This is a genomic window from Sneathiella chinensis (assembly GCF_012720115.1).
Classification (GTDB): domain Bacteria; phylum Pseudomonadota; class Alphaproteobacteria; order Sneathiellales; family Sneathiellaceae; genus Sneathiella; species Sneathiella chinensis.
In genome coordinates this window covers 281,436-299,447 of sequence record NZ_VNWN01000002.1, presented here as the reverse complement: position 1 = coordinate 299,447, position 18,012 = coordinate 281,436, and the positions used below count along the sequence as shown (strand labels likewise).

The window sequence follows — 18,012 nt, the reverse complement described above, 5'->3', positions numbered from 1 at the left end:
TAACGTGATGTGACCCCGCCCCTGAACGGCGGGTCGGCGGTCTAGCCGCCACAGTTTGCTGCTGCATCCAGATCGGTCGCCATGTCGCAGAAGCTGGTACCGATGGAATCGCCAAGCACCAAAGCGGCCCCGACGACGACCATGGCAATTACGGCAATAAGCAACCCATACTCGACCATCGTGGCCCCGCGGTCACAGGCCTTGAAATCGATGCATTTTGAAATCAGGAAAGAGATTGGAGCATACATGGGTTTCATCCTTGGACGGCCCCGGGTCAGGGGGCGGTGTGTCACCGGATTTTGAAGCGATGGAAGGCCGGAAACCGAAAAGGCTCCGGCCTTCAAAGGTTAAATCAACGAATTAACCTGGAGTAAAGGTACCGCAATCCGCAGTATTTTTATTCAAAGCGCACTCACCTGCGTCACCAAACGTACCCTGTACGTTCCCACCCAGATACAGGGCAGCGGTGACAACAACCATGGCAATCACAGCAACAATCAGGCCGTATTCGACCATGGTGGCACCGGATTCGTTCTTGCGGAATTTGTTGAGCATCTTAATCATTTCAGGTTCCTTTTCCCCTAGAGTTCAGAAATCGGGGAAGTCGGCAAAGCAGTTCGCTAGCGGCCCGATCCCCTTCTTGGTACGCACATAAAACTGGACCTTCAATACAGAACACAACTTTAAGTATGTAGAAAACTATTTCATACAACCTTAAATTAAACCTTATTCGACACCATGCCCGGTGTCTGGCAGCCTTCAAACCAAAACTGTTTCTATCGGCGGGGCCTTGAAAACCCCCGGATAGTGAGAATTGGAGCTTTTCTCACCGTACTCCCACACGCTACACAATTCATCCCTAATTTAGCTTACACTGCCAACATTTTTTGCGCGAAATTGGATAAAATTGTATTTAAAGTCGTATTTTACATCCCTCATATGAGGTATACAATGGTTTTGTTATATTAGCATATCAATTATTTGGTGCCGAAAAGGTACGGATATGGTTAACAAGGTGTTATAATATAAGGAAAATTTTTGGGCGCTCACCCAAATATATGATTCGCACCGAAAACCGACCGGGTTCAGGCTTTTCCGTCGCCGCACCGGGTCATTCACGAATCATTCACGATTTCGAATATTCTATTTTCGGGCAGGAAGACAAAATAGGGCGCCGCGTTATTCCCGTATAAGGAAAACAGGAAAAATTCAGGTTTCGAATCCCTCCCTTTTTTGAGGGAGGCAATGCCGCCCCCATCAGGCGGCGATCCGGCCACCACCGGGACACGGATCAGGACGCCGGTTCTGCAAACTGTCCGTATCCCTTGAATTTTTCCAGGATAACCGTCATTTCCGCATTGTTCAGAAGGGGGCCGCCCCCGGCCTGAAGAACGCGCCAGTATATTTCACACAATTTTTCGACCTCGACTGCCATGGCAAGGGCCTTTTCAAGGGTCGGCCCGGCGGCCAGCATCCCGTGGTTGGCCATCAGGCAGGCCTGACGATCCTGCATGGCGGTAACAACCCCGTCTGACAAGGCCGCGGTGCCAAAGGTCTCATAGGGGGCGCAGCGGATATTATCGCCGCCGGCCACCGCCACCATGTAATGAAAGGCCGGAACCTCAACCCCCAGACAGGCCAGCGTGGTGGCAAAGGTGGAATGCACATGCACGATGGCCCCGATGTCAGAACGATCCCGATACAGGTCCTGATGAAAACGCCATTCACTGGACGGCTTGCGCGGTCCGGTGGTCCCCCCCTCCAGCGTCATGGGGACCATATCGGCGGGCTGGCAATCGTCATAGGGCATGCCGGTCGGGGTGATCAGATAGCCCGTTTCGGTCCGCACGCTGACATTGCCCGATGTGCCCTGATTGAGGCCGATGTCATTCATGCGCCGGGCGGTTTCCAGCAGGCTGTCCCGCATCGCGTGATCAGTCATCCTTGCCTCCGAACAGGGTTTTCAGGGTCCGATCATAGGGCGCGGTAATGATCCCCTTTTCCGTGATCAGCCCGGTAACAAGGTCATGCGGCGTTACATCAAAGGCCGGGTTGCGGACCTGAATTCCATCCGGCGCGGTGGGGCGGGCGCCAAACCGGGTGACTTCTGCCGCGTCCCGCTCCTCGATCGGAATGCCTTTGCCGCTTTCCATGGCCATATCAATGGTGGACGACGGACAGGCCACGTAAAAGGGAATGCCGAAATGGCGGGCCAGAATAGCCACCCCCAGCGTCCCGATCTTGTTGGCCACATCACCGTTGGCCGCCACCCGGTCGGTACCCACAATGACCATATCCACCAGCCCCTCCGCCATCATGTGGGCGGCCATGTTGTCGGTGATCAGGGTGACATCGATCCCGGCCTGCTGAAGTTCCCATGCGGTCAGACGCGCCCCTTGCAACAAGGGCCGGGTTTCATCGGCATAGACCCGGAAGGACACCCCGCGGCTGTGCGCCACATAAAGCGGGGCCGTCGCCGTCCCAAGCTCAGACGTGGCGAGCGAGCCGGCATTGCAGTGGGTCAGGATGCCCATCCCCTCGGTAATCAGGGGGGCGCCGTTCTCGCCCATCCCCCGGCAAAGGCCCTTATCCTCTTCATGGATGGAAACCGCCTCCCGCACCAGAATGTCATAGAGGCGGACCGCCGTCTCCGCCTCTCCTGACGTCAAGGCCGCCTCGGCCCGCTGCCTCATGCGCTGCAAGGCCCAGGACAGATTAACCGCCGTCGGCCGCGCACTATCCAGATAGGCCGCGTGTTTTTCAAGTTCCGCCATGAAGGCATCGGTGGGCAGGGCGGTCTTGTCCCGCAGGGCCACACACAGCCCATAAGCCCCGGCAACGCCGATGGCAGGGGCACCGCGCACCTTCAACATGCGGATGGCCTCAAAGACCTGCTCCACCGTTTCCTGTTTCTCGATAAGGGTTTCCTGTGGCAACCGGGTCTGGTCCAGCAGGTACAGATTACCATCCTGCCACGTCACGGCGCGGGGAAGGCTGTCTGCGATCAAGGGGGTCTGGGTCACGGGGGTCTCCTGAAATGAGGCAGGCCGTTGCAGGCCGTGCCTTTCTTTTGATACCGGAACCGCCCCAAGGTCAAGCCTGTCTGCGGCGGATCGACCGGCAAGACCGATCCGCTGCAATCAACAGTATCAGTCGTTGGGGCCGAACAGGGCTTCCAGTGTCTTGCCCGTGGCCAGCAGCGCGTCATCCTGACCATTGGCACCGATCAGCATGGCGCTCAAGGTGGTGCCTTCATGGCGATATGGCAGGGCCAGACCGCACCCGTCGGCCACATTGGCAAGAGACGGATTGCGGAGGGCCAGAAGGTTCAGGCGGCCAAATTCCGCATCATCCTCCAGCTCGGATACCTTGGGCGGCAGCATGGGGGTGGTCGGCAGGAACAGAAGGTCGTCGCCCAGTTCGTCCCGGAACAGATCAATAAAATCGGTCCGCCGGTTCAGGGTCTGACGGTATTCCACCGCAGAAATTTCATCGGCGCGACCCATCCGGGCGCTGACCCGTGGGTCAAACCGGTCCCGGTCGTTCTGGAACCAGTGCTCGTAATGGGCACGGGATTCCACGGATGTCAGGTGCCATGTGGGGATTTGGCCATAGGGCTCCATGCAGGACAGGGACCGTTCCACCACCTCCAGTCCGGCAGCGCGGGCCCGTTCGACCTGCGCCTTGAAACCTTCCGCCACGACCGGGTCCATGTCATCAAACCCGAAGTTGAGCGGCACCACCAGACGGCGGCGGCCTGCTGCCACCGGGGTTGTTTCCCGGCCAGCCAATACCTGCCAGGCCCGCTCACACGCGGCCACACTGGTGGCCATGGGACCAAAGCTGTCCAGACTGTCCGACAGCGCCTTGCCCCCCGCAAGCGAGACGGTCGCCTGTGTGGGCTTGAAACCGACAATACCGCAAAAGGCCGCCGGAATGCGCAGGGACCCGCCGGTGTCACTGCCGATGGCAATATCACAGAGGCCCAGCGCCACGGAAACCGCCGCGCCGCTGGAAGAGCCGCCCGGAATACAGCCCGGAAAGACCGGGTTATCCGGGGTACCGTAATGGGGGTTCAGGCCGACGCCGGAATAGGCAAATTCCGACATGTTGGTGATTCCGACGAACACCGCACCCGCGTCCTCAAGGCGTTGCAGGCACGGGGCATCGGCCGTTGCAGGCGCGTTCCCGGCAAGGACATCGGTTCCCGCATGGGTCACCTCGTCCCGCACATCCAGCAGGGCCTTGATGCTGACCAGCGCCCCGGCAAGCGGGCGGGCATCGCCCGCCTTGATCGCGGCGGCCATGTCCCGGCTTCGTTTTTCCAGAACCGCGGTAAAGGCCGAGGGGGCCTCCCCCCGGTTTACCAGCCGGTCCAGAACCTGATCCAGCCGGTCAGAAACCGTGGCCGAATCCCAGGGAAAAGTGACAGCATCATCCATCATGACAAACCTCAAAAAAAAACGACGCGAGACGGGCAGGATCAGGCGACCACTGCCAGACACTCGGTGGTATAGCTCCACTCGATGGTGTTGCCGGTGGCCGGATCGTGCAACTGCATCCGGAAATCGGTTGCCGGACGCACACCGCCAATGGCAGGCAGGGTTCCGCACAGCATGGCTGCATTGTCAGGCAGGTCCGCACCGGCCATCAGGTCGGCCAGCGGCAGGATGGAGGCCAGCATCCCGTCCTGATAGGCGACCCAGTCGCCGTTTTCACGGATCCATGACCGCAGTTCCAACTGGTCCAGACGGTCCTTTACATCGTCAAACAGCCACAGGGTGTCAGCCACCGGCTTGGCGCAGATCTGCTTGGAATGGGCAACGGAATAGGTTTCCAGTGACCGGTCCGTGTGATCGGATGCCAGACCCAGCCAGACCTTGCCATCACTTTTCAGGATGAACGGTTCGGCCTCGCCGGAGCTACCTTCTGCCAGTGCCTGAATCTGCGGCTCCTGTGTCAGCAGGGCTGCGGAACACTGGTAGTACAGCGGTACGGAGGACGGCGCAGGCACGCCAATGGCGGCCAGTTCCTCGATATGGTGGTCAACAGCCGCCCGGTCCCGACCGGTCCAGCCCGCGACAACAAGTTTCACCGGGGCGCATTCCAGTGCGCCTTCAGGGGTCTTGAACTGCATGATACGAAATCCTGATTAAAGGGTTGAAGGCAAGAACAGTGCGATCTGCGGAGCCAGAATAAGCAGCCCCACCATCATCAGCATGGTCAATACATAAGGGATACAGCCGATCATCACGTCCGAGAACGGTTTCCCTTTCCGGGCCGATTGCACCACATAGAGGTTCAATCCCACCGGCGGGGTGATCAGGGCCATTTCCACCATGATGATCAGCAGAATCCCGAACCAGATCTTGTCATAGCCAAGCTGGAGAATGATCGGCACGACAATCGGAATGGTCGCCACCATCAGGGACAGGGTCTCGATGAAGAACCCAAGCACAATATAGATCAGCACGATGACCAGCAGGGTGGCCAGCGGCCCCATGCCCAGCCCTTCCAGCAGGGCCTGCAGGGTGCGGCTGACGCCCGACGCGGTCAGGACAAAGTTCAGGACATAGGCACCGATCACAACCAGCATGATCATGGCCGTTGTCTTGATGGCGCCAAGCAGGGCGCTGGAAATCATGTTCCAATTCACCGCCTTCTGCTGGAACGCAATCAGCAGGGAAATGGCCACACCGATGGCCGCCGCCTCGGTCGGGGTTGCCCAACCGGCATAGATGGAGCCGACAATCACACCGAACAGGCCGAAAACCGGCAACAGATCGGACAGGCTGCGGAATTTCTCGCCCCATGTGCTGGATCGCCGCGGGCCGCCCAGTTCCGGCTTGGCGCTGCACAGGAAGGCCGTCATGGCCATGAACATCACCGCCAGCAAAAGACCCGGCAGAAGACCGGCCAGAAACAGCTGCGGGATGGAGCTTTCCGTCAGGAAGCCATAGACAATCAGGTTGATGGACGGCGGGATCATGATGCCCAGCGTCCCCCCGGCGGCAATCGCACCGGAGAACAGCTTCTCGTTATAGCCAAGCGCCCGCGCTTGCGGCATGGCCACCGTGGCCACCGTCGCCGCCGTCGCAACGGACGAGCCGGACGTGGCCGAAAACATGGTTGAGGTGGCGATATTGGCGTGCACCAGTCCGCCCGGCAGCCAGGACACCCACTTGTCCAGCGCCGAATAGGTCCGGCCCGCAACGCCGCTTCGCACCAGCACCTCACCCAGCAGCACAAACAGCGGAATGGCGATCAGGGTACCGCTGTTGGAAGAGGACCAGACAACCTGGCCCAGTCCGCGCATCAGGGGGAAGGGGCTGAAAAAGAAATCAATACCGAAGGCAAGGAGAAACAGAACCACGCCAACCGGAATGGAAAGGGCCAACAGGCCCAGCAATCCGAATGTTGTAAAAGGAATCATACTTCAGCCCTCGCGCCAACGGTGTTGTCGAGACGGTCATGATCACCTCTGACAATGAAATAAAGGGTACTTAATACAAGAATGCAGGCGGTCACGGCGAACCATGTCCAGCCCGCCCACCAGAAAATCTGGGGAATCCAGAGCGGTGTCTCAAGCGGGGTGTTCGCACGGGCCCCGGTGGACAGCGTCTTGGAAACGACCCCCCAGCCCCGCCACGCAACCACAAGACCGGTTGCGGCAAGGCTGAGGATCGCAATCATGTCAAATACAGACCGAAACAGCGGAATAAGACGATTGCGAAGCAGGTCAATTCGAACATGCGCCATTTCAGTCAGGGCGTAACTGACGCCCCAACTGGTGACAATGGCCATGACGTAACCGGATATCTCGTCGACCCCGCCCAGGGACAATCCGACCCGACGCACAACGATTTCAACAAGTGTGAAAGCGACGCACGCCAACAGGATAAATCCCACAGTGAGAGCCACCCAGTGATTGATCTTTCTGAGCAGTGCAATAAGCGAAGTCATGATATCCGGCCCTTAGTCGTGTCGATTATTTAATTTCGACGCCGGTCACCTGACCGACAGTTTCGCTCCAGCGCTTGGTCCACTCGGCACCGGCACGCTCTGCCCAGTCCGGCAGAACCTTGGAGATCAGAACTTCACGCGCTTTCTGAGAATCGGCTTCGCTTGCGCGGACCAGAACCAGATTGCGGGCTTCGCCGTAAGTACATTCGCCTTCACCTGTCAGGCAGGCGATGTCGTTTTCAAGCGCGTCCTGTGCGGTGGCCCAAGCCGGCTCTTCGAACTTTTCCTTAACAGCGGTTTCCAGAGTGGTTTTCTGGGCGTCGGAGAGGGAGTTCCACTTGTCCATGTTGATGGCGGTTACAACCGGATCCCAGCCACCGAGCGGCAGGGTCATCAGGTGGGTGCTGACTTCCCACCAACCAGCGTTGTACCCGGAACCGGCACCGGTAACCGCACAATCGATCACACCGCGCTGCAGGGAGCCCGGAACCTCACCGAAGCTGATATTGACGCCTTCGGCACCCAGAGCTTCGAGGAATTTTGCAGTCATCCGGCCGGAAGCACGGATTTTCTTGCCTTTCAGGTCATCCAGTGACGCCACTTCGGCGTTACAGAAAACCACCTGCGGCGGGTAAGGAGCAATGGCCAGAACCTTGGAGTTGAAAACATCGCGGAAGATGTCGTCAACCATCGGGCGGGCAGCCTCAACCATCTTGCGGGCGGTGTCGGCGTCGGTCGCGATCAGCGGCACGTCCAGACCTTCCAGCGGCGCACTGTCGGCAACAGCGTAGTCGCCAACGGTCATGGCAACGTCATAGACGCCCTGACCCAGAAGACGGAAAACGTCACCGCTGGCAACGCCCATCTGGTCATGGGTGGTCAGGTTTGCGGTCATGTCGCCGCCGGAAACCTCGGACAGGGTCTTGGTCCAGAACGGGGTTTCGAACTGCTTGTGCAACGGCAGGCTGCTCCAGCTGCCCACAACGGAAAATTCTTCGGCCTGTGCCGCTGTTCCGGCAGTCATTGCCGCAAGGGTCAGGGTCGTTACTGTCAGTAATTTCTTCATTTATTGCTCCCAAGCATTAGAAGGGTTTAAAACCATTTATTCTGAATCGTCATACGGGAAAAGCGGTAAAGTCTGCTCATCAACATCGGCAATGAGCATCGCTCCCGGTGCATGCGTAATGGAAATTTCCGGTTTCGCCTGCATGATGGCCACCTGCGGCGTCACACCACAAGCCCAGAATACAGGAACCTCTCCATCACGAATGTTTACAGCATCCCCCCAATCCGGGGAATGCACATCCTTGATACCAATTTCGGCCGGATCACCCACATGGACCGGCCGTCCATGCGCCAGCGGATAGCCCTGACTGATCGTCCGAACCTCGTCAATCCGATCTTTCGGGATCGGCCGCATGGACACCACCATCGACCCGCCGAAATGTTTGCTCGGCACTGTCTGGATGGAAGACTTGAACATGGGAACGGTCAGGTTCTGTTCGATATGCGGCAGGGAGAACCCGGCCTTGACCAACGCATTCTCGAAGGTGAACGAGCAACCGATGGCAAAGGCCACAAAATCGTCCTGCCACAAATCCGTCAAATCGCGGGTTTCGCCAGCAAGCTCACCGTTCCGATAGATGAAATAAAGCGGAGTGTCTGTCCGGATATCAACCGATGCGCCAATACGCTCGATAAAGGGCTGGCCCGGCTTGGAATAGCCGGCAAGCGGACAGGGTTTCGGATTCAAACGGCAGAATTCAAGGAAATCTTCTGCAAGATCAGCGGGGAGAATCGCCAGATTACACTGGAGTTGTCCCTTTGAAAGGCCCGCTGTATGGCCACCATACCGCCCGGCGCGGATATGCTCACGAACGCTTTCGACGCTCTGTTCAGTCAGATCGGAGAACCTAATATCTGTGTCCATTTCACACTCGTTACAAATTTTTGTAATTTTTATGATCATCACGTATAAAGTCAAATTTCGATTTTCTGTACATTGTGATCAACTTTGGTGATCACTCCATTCAGGTAACCACTGTCATGACACTGGAACAACTCCGCACCTTTCTATGGGTCGCCCGCCTTGGCGGTGTGCGCCGGGCCGCAGAACAGATGAACATCTCGCAACCGGCTGTCTCCAGCCGGATCGCCAGCCTTGAAGAGTATCTTGGCACCAAGCTGTTTGCCCGCGGGGCAACCGGGGTGACCCTGACCAAGAAAGGCGTGCTGCTGCGCAACCATGCCGACCAGATCGCCGGGCTGGTTGAACGGATCAAGGCCGATGTCATGGCCGCCGACAGTGTCAGCCGCCTGTTGCGGCTGGGCGTCGCGGAAACCGTGGCCCAGACCTGGCTGCCGGATTTCCTGACCCGGCTTCACCAGATATACCCCAAGCTGAAGATCGAGGTCTCGGTCGATATCTCGCTGCATCTGCGCGAACAGCTTCTCGACCGCTCCCTTGATCTGGCCATCCTGATGGGGCCGGTCTCGGAATTCACTGTGGACAATATCGATATGCCTCCGTTCAAGCTGGACTGGTACCGGCCGCTGGACATGGAACAACCTGATCTGACCAAAACCCCGGTTATTACCTATAACCGCAATTCCCGGCCCCACCGGGAACTGACACGGGAACTTCAGGCGCGCTATGGCAGCACCGCACAGATTTTCCCGACCAATTCCCTGTCAACCGGCGTGGAAATGGTGGCCGCCGGAATCGGTGTCGGCATTCTGCCCGCTGCCCTTGGCCAGAAAATGGTGCAGGAAAAACGGATTGCCACCTTTAATCCCGGATGGCTTCCAAGGCCGCTTCACTTCACCGCGTCCTATATCGGCGACCCCCGCGACGAACAGATTGCGCAGGCCGCCCTGATTGCGCGGGAAATCGGCACCGAACATGCCCGGCGCCTGTCTGAAATATCCCCCGACTGACCGCCTCACACCCATTCCAAGGCGGAGACCCACCGCCGGGATTTTTCTTTGACCAAATCCCGGCAGGGGGTAAGATTTACAAAACAATAAAAACCAAGGAGTACAGAATGCCCCCCCTTGAAGGACTGAAAGTCATTGACCTGACAACCATGGTATCCGGCCCGGTTGCCGGAATGATGCTGGCCGATCAAGGCGCCGAAGTGATCAAGATCGAGCCCCTGAAGGGCGAGACCATGCGCCATGTCCGCCCCCCGCTCAACGGGGTCAACCCCATGTTCTTCTCCTGCAACCGGGGCAAGCGATCCCTGCCGCTGGACCTGAAGGCACAGGAAGGCCGGGATATTCTGTGGAAACTGATCGAGCAGGCCGATGTGCTGATCCAGAATTTCCGGCCCGGCGCCATGGATCGCATGGGCTTCTCGGAAGAGGCCATGATGAAGCTGAACGAAAAGCTGATCTATGTCTCCATCAGTGGCTTCGGCGACAAGGGCCCCTACGCCCAGAAGCGGGTTTATGACCCGGTCATTCAGGCCCTGTCCGGTGCGGCAGATATCCAGTCCATCCGGGAGACCGGCGAGCCGCGCATGTTCCGCCTGATCATTGCCGACAAGATCACCTCCGTCACCACGGCACAGGCCATTTCAACCGCCCTTTATGCCCGCGAGAAAAACGGCAAGGGCCAGCATATCAAGATTTCCATGCTGGATTGCCTGTTGTCGCTGTTCTGGCCGGAAGCCATGTCCGGCCTGACCTATGAGCAAATGGATGTGGATCCCAATCGCAGCCTTGCGGCCATGGACCCCATCTTCAAGACCCGCGACCGCTGGATCACCGCCTGCGCCGTTGCCGATGTGGAATGGCAGGGCCTGTGCCGGGCACTGGGTCGTCCGGAACTGGCCGAGGATGACCGCTTCCGCACCACCTTGGCCCGCTACGAGAATGCCGAGGAACGGCGTGACCTGATGGCCGAGGAAATCGCCAAATGGTCGTCGGAGGAACTGATGGCCCGCATGGACGCGGAAGGCGTTCCCTGTGCCCCGGCCCTGACACGGGACGAATTGCTGGATCACGAACAGATTCTTGCCAATGACAGCATCCAGCGCATTACCCTTGAAGGCTTCGGCGAAGTCCGTCAGGCAAAGCCTGCCGCAGAATTTTCCGGCACCCCGACCGCGCCCTTCACCCCGGCCCCGAAACTGGGCGAGGATACCCGCGATATTCTGGGTGAGTTGGGCTTCACACCGGATGATATCGATGACCTTCTGGGCCGCAACGTTACCCTTGAAGTCAAGGAATAGGCCGTATGGCCGGTAAATCCGGCTTACAGCAAGGGCGGGGCCGTTCCGTCCGGGCATCCAACGCCTTGACAATCGGCCCCCACCTCTCCAAAGCTGGCACATATCCTTTGTTACAGGACAGGAACAGGATTGTGCCGCAATGATGAATATTCCCCGATCCCTGATCAACCTGCGCTTCAGCCTGACCGACCTTGTGCAGGGCCGCTTGTGGCTGCAGGTGATTATTGCCATGTTTCTGGGGGTGTCCTTCGGCATCCTGATCGGCCCGACCACCAATCTTGTGGACCGGGACACATCGGAACTGATCGCCGGCTGGGTTGCCCTGCCCGGCAACCTGTTCCTGATGGGCATCCAGTTCGTCATCATCCCGCTTGTGGTGGCGTCGGTCATTCGCGGCATTGCAGCGGGCGAATCCAGTGAGAATCTGGGCCGTCTCGGGCTTTATTCCATGCTGTTCTTTGTGGCCATCACCCTGCTGGCCGTGGTGATCGGCATTGTGGCCGCTGTCCTGATCAACCCCGGCAGCTATATCGACAGTTCCCTGCTGTCCCTTGCCGAACCGGAAAATGCCGCCGCACTGAACGGGGTCACCCCGGCCGAAATGCCAACCTTAAAAGAATTCCCCAACCTGTTGACCGGGCTGTTCCCCAAGGACCCCCTTGCCACCTTTGTCAGCGGTAACATGCTGCAGATTGTGCTCAGCGCCATCATCATCGGGGTCGCCCTTGTCGCCATGTCGCAGGATCAGCGCAAACCCATCCTCGACCTGCTGGGGGCCATCCAGACCGTTTGCATGGTGATCGTCGGTTGGGTCCTGAAATTTGTGCCCTTTGCCGTTTTCGGCCTGCTGGCCAGCATCAGTGCCCGGGTCGGCATCTCCACCCTGCTGGCCACGGCCACCTATGTGGCCACGGTCCTGATCGGATTGCTGGCGCTGCTGGCGATAAACCTGCTGATTATTGCCATTCTCGGTCGGACCAACCCGATCACCTTCCTGAAACAATCCCGCGAAGTGATCCTGCTGGCCCTGTCCACTTCCAGTTCTGCGGCGGTCATGCCCCTGACCCTCAGCACCACGGAACGGAAACTCAGGGTCCGTTCCGGGATCGCCCGCTTTGTCATTCCCCTTGGCACCACCATCAACATGGGGGGCACCGCCCTCTATCAGGGGGTGGCGACCATCTTTCTGGCCCAGGTTTTCCAGATTGAAATCGGCCTGTCCGGCATGATCCTGATTGTCATCATGGCGACGGGGGCCTCCATCGGCTCCCCCGGCACGCCCGGCGTTGGCATCGTCATTCTGGCCACCATTCTGGAAAGCGCCGGGATCCCCGCCTCCGGCATTGCGCTGATCCTTGGGGTGGACCGCATTCTCGACATGTGCCGCACCTCGGTCAACGTGATCGGCGACATGTCGGCCAGCATCGTCCTCAACCGGATCATGCAGGATGAGGCGCACGAAACCCCGGCGAAAACACACCCGGAAGCAGAAAACCCGGACAGTGTCCGCTCCTCTGCTTCGTAAGCGGGTTTTCCCAAAAGAAAAGGGCAGGAGAAACCCCCTGCCCTGATCCGATCTCTGTTCGGGTCCGACCCTGCCCCGGCCCAACGCAAACGCCGGGCCGACAGGGTTGGACTTGAGGATCAGACGCGCTCGAAAATGGCGGCCAGACCCTGACCACCGCCAATGCACATGGTTTCCAGCCCGTAGCGGGCCTCGCGGCGACCCATTTCCCGAAGCAGGCCAGCCAGAATACGGCCGCCAGTTGCCCCGACCGGATGGCCGAGGGAAATACCGGAACCGTTCACGTTCAGGCGTTCGAAATCGGCCGCGTCAAAGCCAAGGTCCCGCGTACAGGCCAGAACCTGCGCCGCAAAGGCCTCGTTCAGTTCGATCAGGTCCAGATCCTTCAGGGACAGGCCCGCCCGTTCCAGCGCCTTGTTGGTGGCCGGAACCGGACCGATCCCCATGATTTCCGGGCCCACACCGGCAACGGCCCAGCTAACCATCCGGCCATAGGCTTTCAGGCCCAGTTCTTCGGCCATGGCCCGTGTTGTCACCACGCAGGCAGAGGCACCATCATTCTGGCCGCTGGCGTTGCCGGCGGTCACAGTAGATTCCGGGTCAGACCCCAGCAGGATCGGGCGCAGTTTCGCAAGACCTTCCACATTGGCTTCCGGGCGGGGATGCTCGTCCTTGGTGAACACGGTATCGCCCTTGCGGCTGGATACGGTAACGGGAATGATTTCATCGTCAAACAGGCCATTTTCCTGTGCGGCGACGGCGCGGCGGTGAGATTCAACCGCAAATTCGTCCTGTTCCTGACGGGGCACAGAATGACTTCTGCGCAGGTTTTCAGCGGTTTCCAGCATGCCTCCCGGAACCGGGAAGTTCAGGCCACCGGCGGTTACCCGTCCGCGGGCCAGTGCATCATGGAAGGTCATGGCCGTTCCCTTGACACCCCAACGGCCCGCCGTGGAATAGAACGGTGCGTTGGACATGGATTCGGCACCGCCCGCAATCACAACGGATGAGCCACCCGTGGCGACCTGCATCACGGCATTGATCACAGCCTGAAGACCAGAGCCACAACGGCGGTCCAGCTGATATCCACCGGTTTCAACCGGCAACCCCGCATCCAGCGCCACAACGCGGCCAACGGCCGGGGCATCCATGCTGGGGTAACACTGGGCGAAAATAACGTCATCGACCCGTCCGGCCAGACCTTCGCAGCGGTCCATCAACCCGGAGATAACGGTCCGGCCCAGTTCATGAGCCTGCAAATCCTTGAATTGTCCGCCAAACCGTCCGACGGGGGTCCGAACCGGTTCGCAAATCACAACGTCCTGAAGCATTCTTTTTTCCTTTATTATCCGTTGAGCCAGAGACAAGCCATTCCTGAAGACGCACGGCTACTCTGGAAAAGGAAATAACACTGAACAGGGCTGCCATTCAACCGGCTTGCTCATCAACGCCGCCGTTTTCCGCAAAAAAAGCGGCATCCAGACGGACGGACCCGACGCAGGGAACGGATTTCGCCATCGGCTTTCGGGAAGGATCAGGTTTTCGGGAAAAGGTGGTGCCGCTTACGTGACTCGAACACGTGACCCCATCATTACGAATGATGTGCTCTACCAACTGAGCTAAAGCGGCGCAGAAGATGGCTGCACAATAATTTCATTTTTCCGGCGGGGCAAGTGTTTGTCGCCCTGCCCGTGCATTTCTTTAGGCGCCCCCCGGCCCCGCCGCCAGCCCCCGTCTATGGGGCCGGGGCGGGAAGTTCCTGGACGATTTCCGCCTCGATTTCATCCGCTTTGGACGCATGACCCCGTTCCGGTTTTTTCCAGTCAAGGGTGTCAAACCCGTCGCAGGACGGACAATGGGCCGACCAGCTTTCTTCCTGACGGCCGCAGGCCTTGCAAATCCAGATCGGGTCTGGCGGGGCATCCACGCTTTTCAGGATCCATTCGCGGGCGGCCACCACATCGGCATTGGCCTTTTCATCCAGTTCCGCCAGCAACCGGTAGACGCTGGAAGACGGATCAATCTCGGCCACCCGGTTCAGGTATTTCCTCGCCTCGCCCCATTTCTGGGCCGCAAGGGCGGCTCGCGCCTCCTCCATCAGGGTTTCGCGGTTATCCGGGGTATTCGGGGCCAGCATGGTCCGCACATAGTCCAGCCACGCGGCCTCATCCTCAAAGGCCTTTGCCTCGCGAATGGCGGCAATCAGGTCGGGATGCGGGTTGGTTTTCCAGGCTTCCGCAATCAACTTGTCCCGTTTCCGGCTGGGCACGGACAGACGAATGGCCAGCACCGATGCCGGAACAAAGGCCGGGTCCAGTTGATGGGCGCTCAAGGCCAGATCAAAGGCGGCGGCCTTCTCGTCCCGTTTCAGGGCCTGCCTTGCCCGCTCCAGCGCAATCACGGACCGGGTCCGCTTCACACTGGCCGATTTGGCCGCCTTGCCCCGGGCCATCCGGGCCAACACAGTCTCGGCCTCGTCCCAGTGACGCAGCTTGAGATGCAGATCAAACAGTTCCTTGACCACCCACGGTGTTCCCGGCTTCAGTTCATCGGCGCGATTGGCAAGGTCGATGGCCGCCTCAAGGTTCCCTTCGGTCCGGGCCCGGGCGATCAGGCCCCGCAGCCCCATGAATTCCGTATCCGGCCGTTCGGCCATACGGTCATAGTAAATCCGCGTTGCCCGCTCATCCTCGTTCAATTCTGCAGCCTGTGCTGCCAACAACAGGGTCATGGGCTCACCCTTGAGGTATTTTTCCGCCTCAATGGCGGCCCGCCGGGCCTCATCGGCATCCCCTGCGGCAATGGCCACCATGCCATTGCTGAGGGCCTCCAGCCCGCGGTTGCGGCGGCGCGATGACAACGCCCCGCCCAGCCGGCCCGGCCCGGTTTTAAGCCACACGAACACCCGGTACAAAATGGCAATGATCGCCCCAAGGATCAGGGTAAAAAACGCCAGCGTCACCAGACTGGTTTCCACCACATAGCCCCCCCAGGCGACCTCAACGGTTCCGGGGTTGGTGGCCAGCCAGACGGCGCCGATGGCCAAAAGGGCAATCAGCAGGAACAGATAGATTGATCGTGTCATCCCCGCCCCCTTCAGTTCGCGCCGGTCTTGTCAGTCACGGCAGCATTGGCCGTTTTCACCAGCATTTGGTCAATGGCCTGATCCAGCGTCACCCGCTGTGAGGCCTGTTCCAGCCAGCTTGCGGCCACCTTGGCGGCTTCCCCGTCAAGAGCGCGGATTTCCGCCGTCGCACCGGCCAGATCATTGGCTTTCAGTTTTTCCTCGGCGCGGGCAACAATGGCATCCACCGCCGTTCCCTCCAGATCATCGACCCGGCGGAACTTGACCGCCGAGGCCACCCGATGCAGGGTTTTCCCGTACCATGTATCGCTGGACGGCAGGCGGGCGGCCTGTGTGATATCCGTGGCGATATCCGCAAATTCCTTGGTCAGGTCCCGCTGGGTCCGGGCACCGGTTTTGGCAATCCCGGCCAGCGGCGCCAAATCCTGCTGCAATGCTTCCGGCGCGACCGCTATCAACTGGGTAAAGGCCGTTTCGAACGGTTGGTCCTCGCGGCTTTGACGCTGCATCTGGGACAGGGCCAGCAGCACCAGCGCCTCTTCCGCATTGGCATCCAAATCCCGGTTGCGGGCAACCTCGCTGGCGACCGTCCCGGTCAGGCTATCCACCTGCTGCTTCTGGACATCCAGATCGCTCCGGGCCGTCGCGACGGCGGTTCCCGTTTCGCTGACCAGTGTTTCAAGGGCGACCAGCTTTTCCTGCAAGGTCGCGTATGCCGCTTCCAGCCGGGCCAGTTCCTCTGCCGCCACGGTCTGACCGGCCTCGCCTTCCTGCGCCGGGGCCTGCGCCATCCGGGCAGCCTCGCCCGTGGCCTCTTTCAGCTCAGTGACGGAGGCCGCCAGTGCGGATAATTCAGTCTCTTTTTCCTCGAACCGGCCAGACAGGGCGGTCAATCGCTGATCCAGATCCCCGTGCATGTCCCCGATGGACTGACGCAGGGCGACCATGGCCTCGTCCATCGCGCCGAGCCGATCAGTCAGCGCCGCCGTATCCACGGCGGCAGGTGCGGAAGTGACCTGTTGCTCAAGGGCGGCAATGCGGCCCGCCAGATCATCCCCCGGCCCATCCGGCGCGGTATTCCAGTATCCACTGATCAGGGCGCGGGTCTGTTCCGGAAGATAAGGGGCCAGTTTCGGCAAGGCCAGCGGCCAGGCGGCAAGGCCCAGCAGGAAGACAATCACCACCAGCGCCAGACGCAAGCCCCATGACGAGGATCGGGGCGCATCGGCCTGTTCGTCCGGGCTTCGGTCCGCCATCAGGGACTCTGGCAGTGGCTTTTGCCCCGGCATGTCTTTTTTCGCAGTTTTCGCAGGTCCGGTTTCCGGTACGGCCGCACCCTCGCGCCCTGCCTTCGGGGCCGGTTTGCCGGTTCCTGTTTCCTGATCAGGCTTTACGCCCTTCCCGTCAGTGCCTTTATCGTTCCCTGCCACGTTCTTCTCTCCATGCGCCGGTTGTTTGCGGGATGGTTTTGATCCGGTACTCTTGTCCCCTGAGGAGAGCGTCTCCAGCAGACTGGCCTGTGTCGGCTGTTCCGACACAAACACCTGTCGGAAAGGCGCCCCTCTCAATTCCTGCCTGACATTGTCGCTCAGACACCAGGCGGTTACAGTCTTCAAGTGTGGCATTAAACCCTGTTTTTCAACCACTTGCATGAAGACTTTCGCCGTATAGGGCGAAAATAGCAGGACCCCGTCCAGACTGCCATCCTCAATCGCCGTTCGGGCGTCCGGGGACAGATCCTGCACATCCAGCGCATCATACAGGATTTCCCGGCGATAGCCGATACCCTGCGGGTCCAGCATCCCTTTCAGGTCCCCGGCAAGACGGGCGCCGCCCGCATGTAACAGGTCGCCCTTGGACGGATCGACCTTGTCCCGGATCAGCGCCGCCAGTGAATGCACATCCCCATTGGCGGAATAGACAGGATCAAAACCGTGACCCCGCAGGGTTTCGGCCGACTTGTCACCGACCGCATAAACCGGCAGGTCTCGCACCTCGGTTAACCGGGACAGGGCATCCGCTCCGTTGGCACTGGTTACGATCAACCCCTGCACCCCGTCCAGTTTCAGCGGCTCGTGATCCCGGAAAACAATCCTGATCAGGGGCGACCGGATAACCTCGTGCCGCATCATTCCCAGAACTTTTCCCAGACTGTCAGACGCCTCTTCCGGTCGGGTGACAAGCAATTTCATCGGACTTGGTAT

At 59.5% G+C, this 18,012-nt stretch carries 16 protein-coding genes and 1 tRNA gene; 3 read left to right on the top strand and 14 right to left on the bottom strand.

The genetic code is table 11. From position 1 onward, the window contains the following. Positions 1–41 precede the first annotated feature (41 nt). From FQB27_RS01430 to FQB27_RS01385, 10 genes are all read right to left on the bottom strand, one after another. Positions 42–248: a Flp family type IVb pilin gene (locus FQB27_RS01430; protein WP_169559090.1), complete on the bottom strand. Its 207-nt coding sequence runs from the start codon at positions 246–248 to the stop codon at positions 42–44. 112 nt (positions 249–360) lie between these two features. Next, on the bottom strand, positions 361–564 hold the full coding sequence (locus FQB27_RS01425; protein ID WP_169559089.1) for a Flp family type IVb pilin: 204 nt from the start codon (positions 562–564) through the stop codon (positions 361–363). A gap of 727 nt (positions 565–1,291) precedes the next feature. Next, positions 1,292–1,942: a class II aldolase/adducin family protein gene (locus FQB27_RS01420; protein WP_169559088.1), complete on the bottom strand. Its 651-nt coding sequence runs from the start codon at positions 1,940–1,942 to the stop codon at positions 1,292–1,294. After that, positions 1,935–3,023: an S-methyl-5-thioribose-1-phosphate isomerase gene (mtnA, locus tag FQB27_RS01415; RefSeq protein WP_206374162.1), complete on the bottom strand. Its 1,089-nt coding sequence runs from the start codon at positions 3,021–3,023 to the stop codon at positions 1,935–1,937. The genes FQB27_RS01420 and mtnA overlap by 8 nt, the downstream gene beginning before the upstream one ends. A 126-nt stretch (positions 3,024–3,149) precedes the next feature. Continuing rightward, entirely contained in the window at positions 3,150–4,445 is a 1,296-nt protein-coding gene (locus FQB27_RS01410; RefSeq protein WP_206374160.1) for an amidase family protein, read from the bottom strand. Between the two features lie 38 nt (positions 4,446–4,483). Further along, a complete protein-coding gene (locus tag FQB27_RS01405) occupies positions 4,484–5,137 on the bottom strand; it encodes a DUF2848 domain-containing protein (protein ID WP_169559087.1) in 654 nt (217 codons plus the stop codon). Positions 5,138–5,152: 15 nt separating this feature from the next. Then, positions 5,153–6,433 (bottom strand): TRAP transporter large permease, encoded by a 1,281-nt coding sequence (locus FQB27_RS01400; protein ID WP_169559086.1) that lies wholly within the window; start codon positions 6,431–6,433, stop codon positions 5,153–5,155. Further along, on the bottom strand, positions 6,430–6,963 hold the full coding sequence (locus FQB27_RS01395) for a TRAP transporter small permease subunit (RefSeq protein ID WP_169559085.1): 534 nt from the start codon (positions 6,961–6,963) through the stop codon (positions 6,430–6,432). The genes FQB27_RS01400 and FQB27_RS01395 overlap by 4 nt, the downstream gene beginning before the upstream one ends. Positions 6,964–6,988: 25 nt before the next feature. Then, entirely contained in the window at positions 6,989–8,029 is a 1,041-nt protein-coding gene (locus tag FQB27_RS01390; protein WP_169559084.1) for a TRAP transporter substrate-binding protein, read from the bottom strand. A 36-nt stretch (positions 8,030–8,065) separates the two neighbouring features. Beyond that, positions 8,066–8,893, bottom strand: coding sequence for a putative hydro-lyase (locus FQB27_RS01385; protein WP_169559083.1), 828 nt, complete (start codon positions 8,891–8,893; stop codon positions 8,066–8,068). Positions 8,894–8,967: 74 nt separating this feature from the next. Here FQB27_RS01385 and FQB27_RS01380 point away from each other — a divergent pair, with 74 nt between their 5' ends. The 3 genes from FQB27_RS01380 (at position 8,968) to FQB27_RS01370 (ending at position 12,723) form a co-directional block, all read left to right on the top strand. Then, a complete protein-coding gene (locus FQB27_RS01380; protein WP_206374158.1) occupies positions 8,968–9,900 on the top strand; it encodes a LysR substrate-binding domain-containing protein in 933 nt (310 codons plus the stop codon). Positions 9,901–10,007: 107 nt separating this feature from the next. After that, positions 10,008–11,198, top strand: a complete 1,191-nt coding sequence (locus FQB27_RS01375; RefSeq protein WP_169559082.1) for a CaiB/BaiF CoA transferase family protein — start codon at positions 10,008–10,010, stop codon at positions 11,196–11,198. A 139-nt stretch (positions 11,199–11,337) separates the two neighbouring features. Next, positions 11,338–12,723: a dicarboxylate/amino acid:cation symporter gene (locus FQB27_RS01370; protein WP_169559081.1), complete on the top strand. Its 1,386-nt coding sequence runs from the start codon at positions 11,338–11,340 to the stop codon at positions 12,721–12,723. A 119-nt stretch (positions 12,724–12,842) separates the two neighbouring features. Here FQB27_RS01370 and FQB27_RS01365 read toward each other — a convergent pair whose 3' ends face one another. The 4 genes from FQB27_RS01365 to FQB27_RS01350 all read right to left on the bottom strand — a co-directional run bounded on the left by FQB27_RS01365 (position 12,843) and on the right by FQB27_RS01350 (position 18,000). Further along, entirely contained in the window at positions 12,843–14,054 is a 1,212-nt protein-coding gene (locus FQB27_RS01365) for an acetyl-CoA C-acetyltransferase (protein WP_169559080.1), read from the bottom strand. Between the two features lie 222 nt (positions 14,055–14,276). Further along, positions 14,277–14,352, bottom strand: a tRNA-Thr gene (locus FQB27_RS01360). A gap of 106 nt (positions 14,353–14,458) precedes the next feature. Beyond that, positions 14,459–15,808 (bottom strand): heme biosynthesis protein HemY, encoded by a 1,350-nt coding sequence (locus FQB27_RS01355; protein ID WP_169559079.1) that lies wholly within the window; start codon positions 15,806–15,808, stop codon positions 14,459–14,461. 11 nt (positions 15,809–15,819) lie between these two features. Then, on the bottom strand, positions 15,820–18,000 hold the full coding sequence (locus tag FQB27_RS01350; protein WP_169559078.1) for a uroporphyrinogen-III synthase: 2,181 nt from the start codon (positions 17,998–18,000) through the stop codon (positions 15,820–15,822). Positions 18,001–18,012 lie beyond the last annotated feature (12 nt).

Coding starts and splice junctions, on each gene's coding strand:
- FQB27_RS01430 (WP_169559090.1), bottom strand. CDS start 248: ATGTATGCTCCAATCTCTTTCCTGATTTCAAAATGCATCGATTTCAAG.
- FQB27_RS01425 (WP_169559089.1), bottom strand. CDS start 564: ATGATTAAGATGCTCAACAAATTCCGCAAGAACGAATCCGGTGCCACC.
- FQB27_RS01420 (WP_169559088.1), bottom strand. CDS start 1,942: ATGACTGATCACGCGATGCGGGACAGCCTGCTGGAAACCGCCCGGCGC.
- FQB27_RS01410 (WP_206374160.1), bottom strand. CDS start 4,445: ATGATGGATGATGCTGTCACTTTTCCCTGGGATTCGGCCACGGTTTCT.
- FQB27_RS01405 (WP_169559087.1), bottom strand. CDS start 5,137: ATGCAGTTCAAGACCCCTGAAGGCGCACTGGAATGCGCCCCGGTGAAA.
- FQB27_RS01400 (WP_169559086.1), bottom strand. CDS start 6,433: ATGATTCCTTTTACAACATTCGGATTGCTGGGCCTGTTGGCCCTTTCC.
- FQB27_RS01395 (WP_169559085.1), bottom strand. CDS start 6,963: ATGACTTCGCTTATTGCACTGCTCAGAAAGATCAATCACTGGGTGGCT.
- FQB27_RS01390 (WP_169559084.1), bottom strand. CDS start 8,029: ATGAAGAAATTACTGACAGTAACGACCCTGACCCTTGCGGCAATGACT.
- FQB27_RS01385 (WP_169559083.1), bottom strand. CDS start 8,893: ATGGACACAGATATTAGGTTCTCCGATCTGACTGAACAGAGCGTCGAA.
- FQB27_RS01375 (WP_169559082.1), top strand. CDS start 10,008: ATGCCCCCCCTTGAAGGACTGAAAGTCATTGACCTGACAACCATGGTA.
- FQB27_RS01370 (WP_169559081.1), top strand. CDS start 11,338: ATGATGAATATTCCCCGATCCCTGATCAACCTGCGCTTCAGCCTGACC.
- FQB27_RS01365 (WP_169559080.1), bottom strand. CDS start 14,054: ATGCTTCAGGACGTTGTGATTTGCGAACCGGTTCGGACCCCCGTCGGA.
- FQB27_RS01355 (WP_169559079.1), bottom strand. CDS start 15,808: ATGACACGATCAATCTATCTGTTCCTGCTGATTGCCCTTTTGGCCATC.
- FQB27_RS01350 (WP_169559078.1), bottom strand. CDS start 18,000: ATGAAATTGCTTGTCACCCGACCGGAAGAGGCGTCTGACAGTCTGGGA.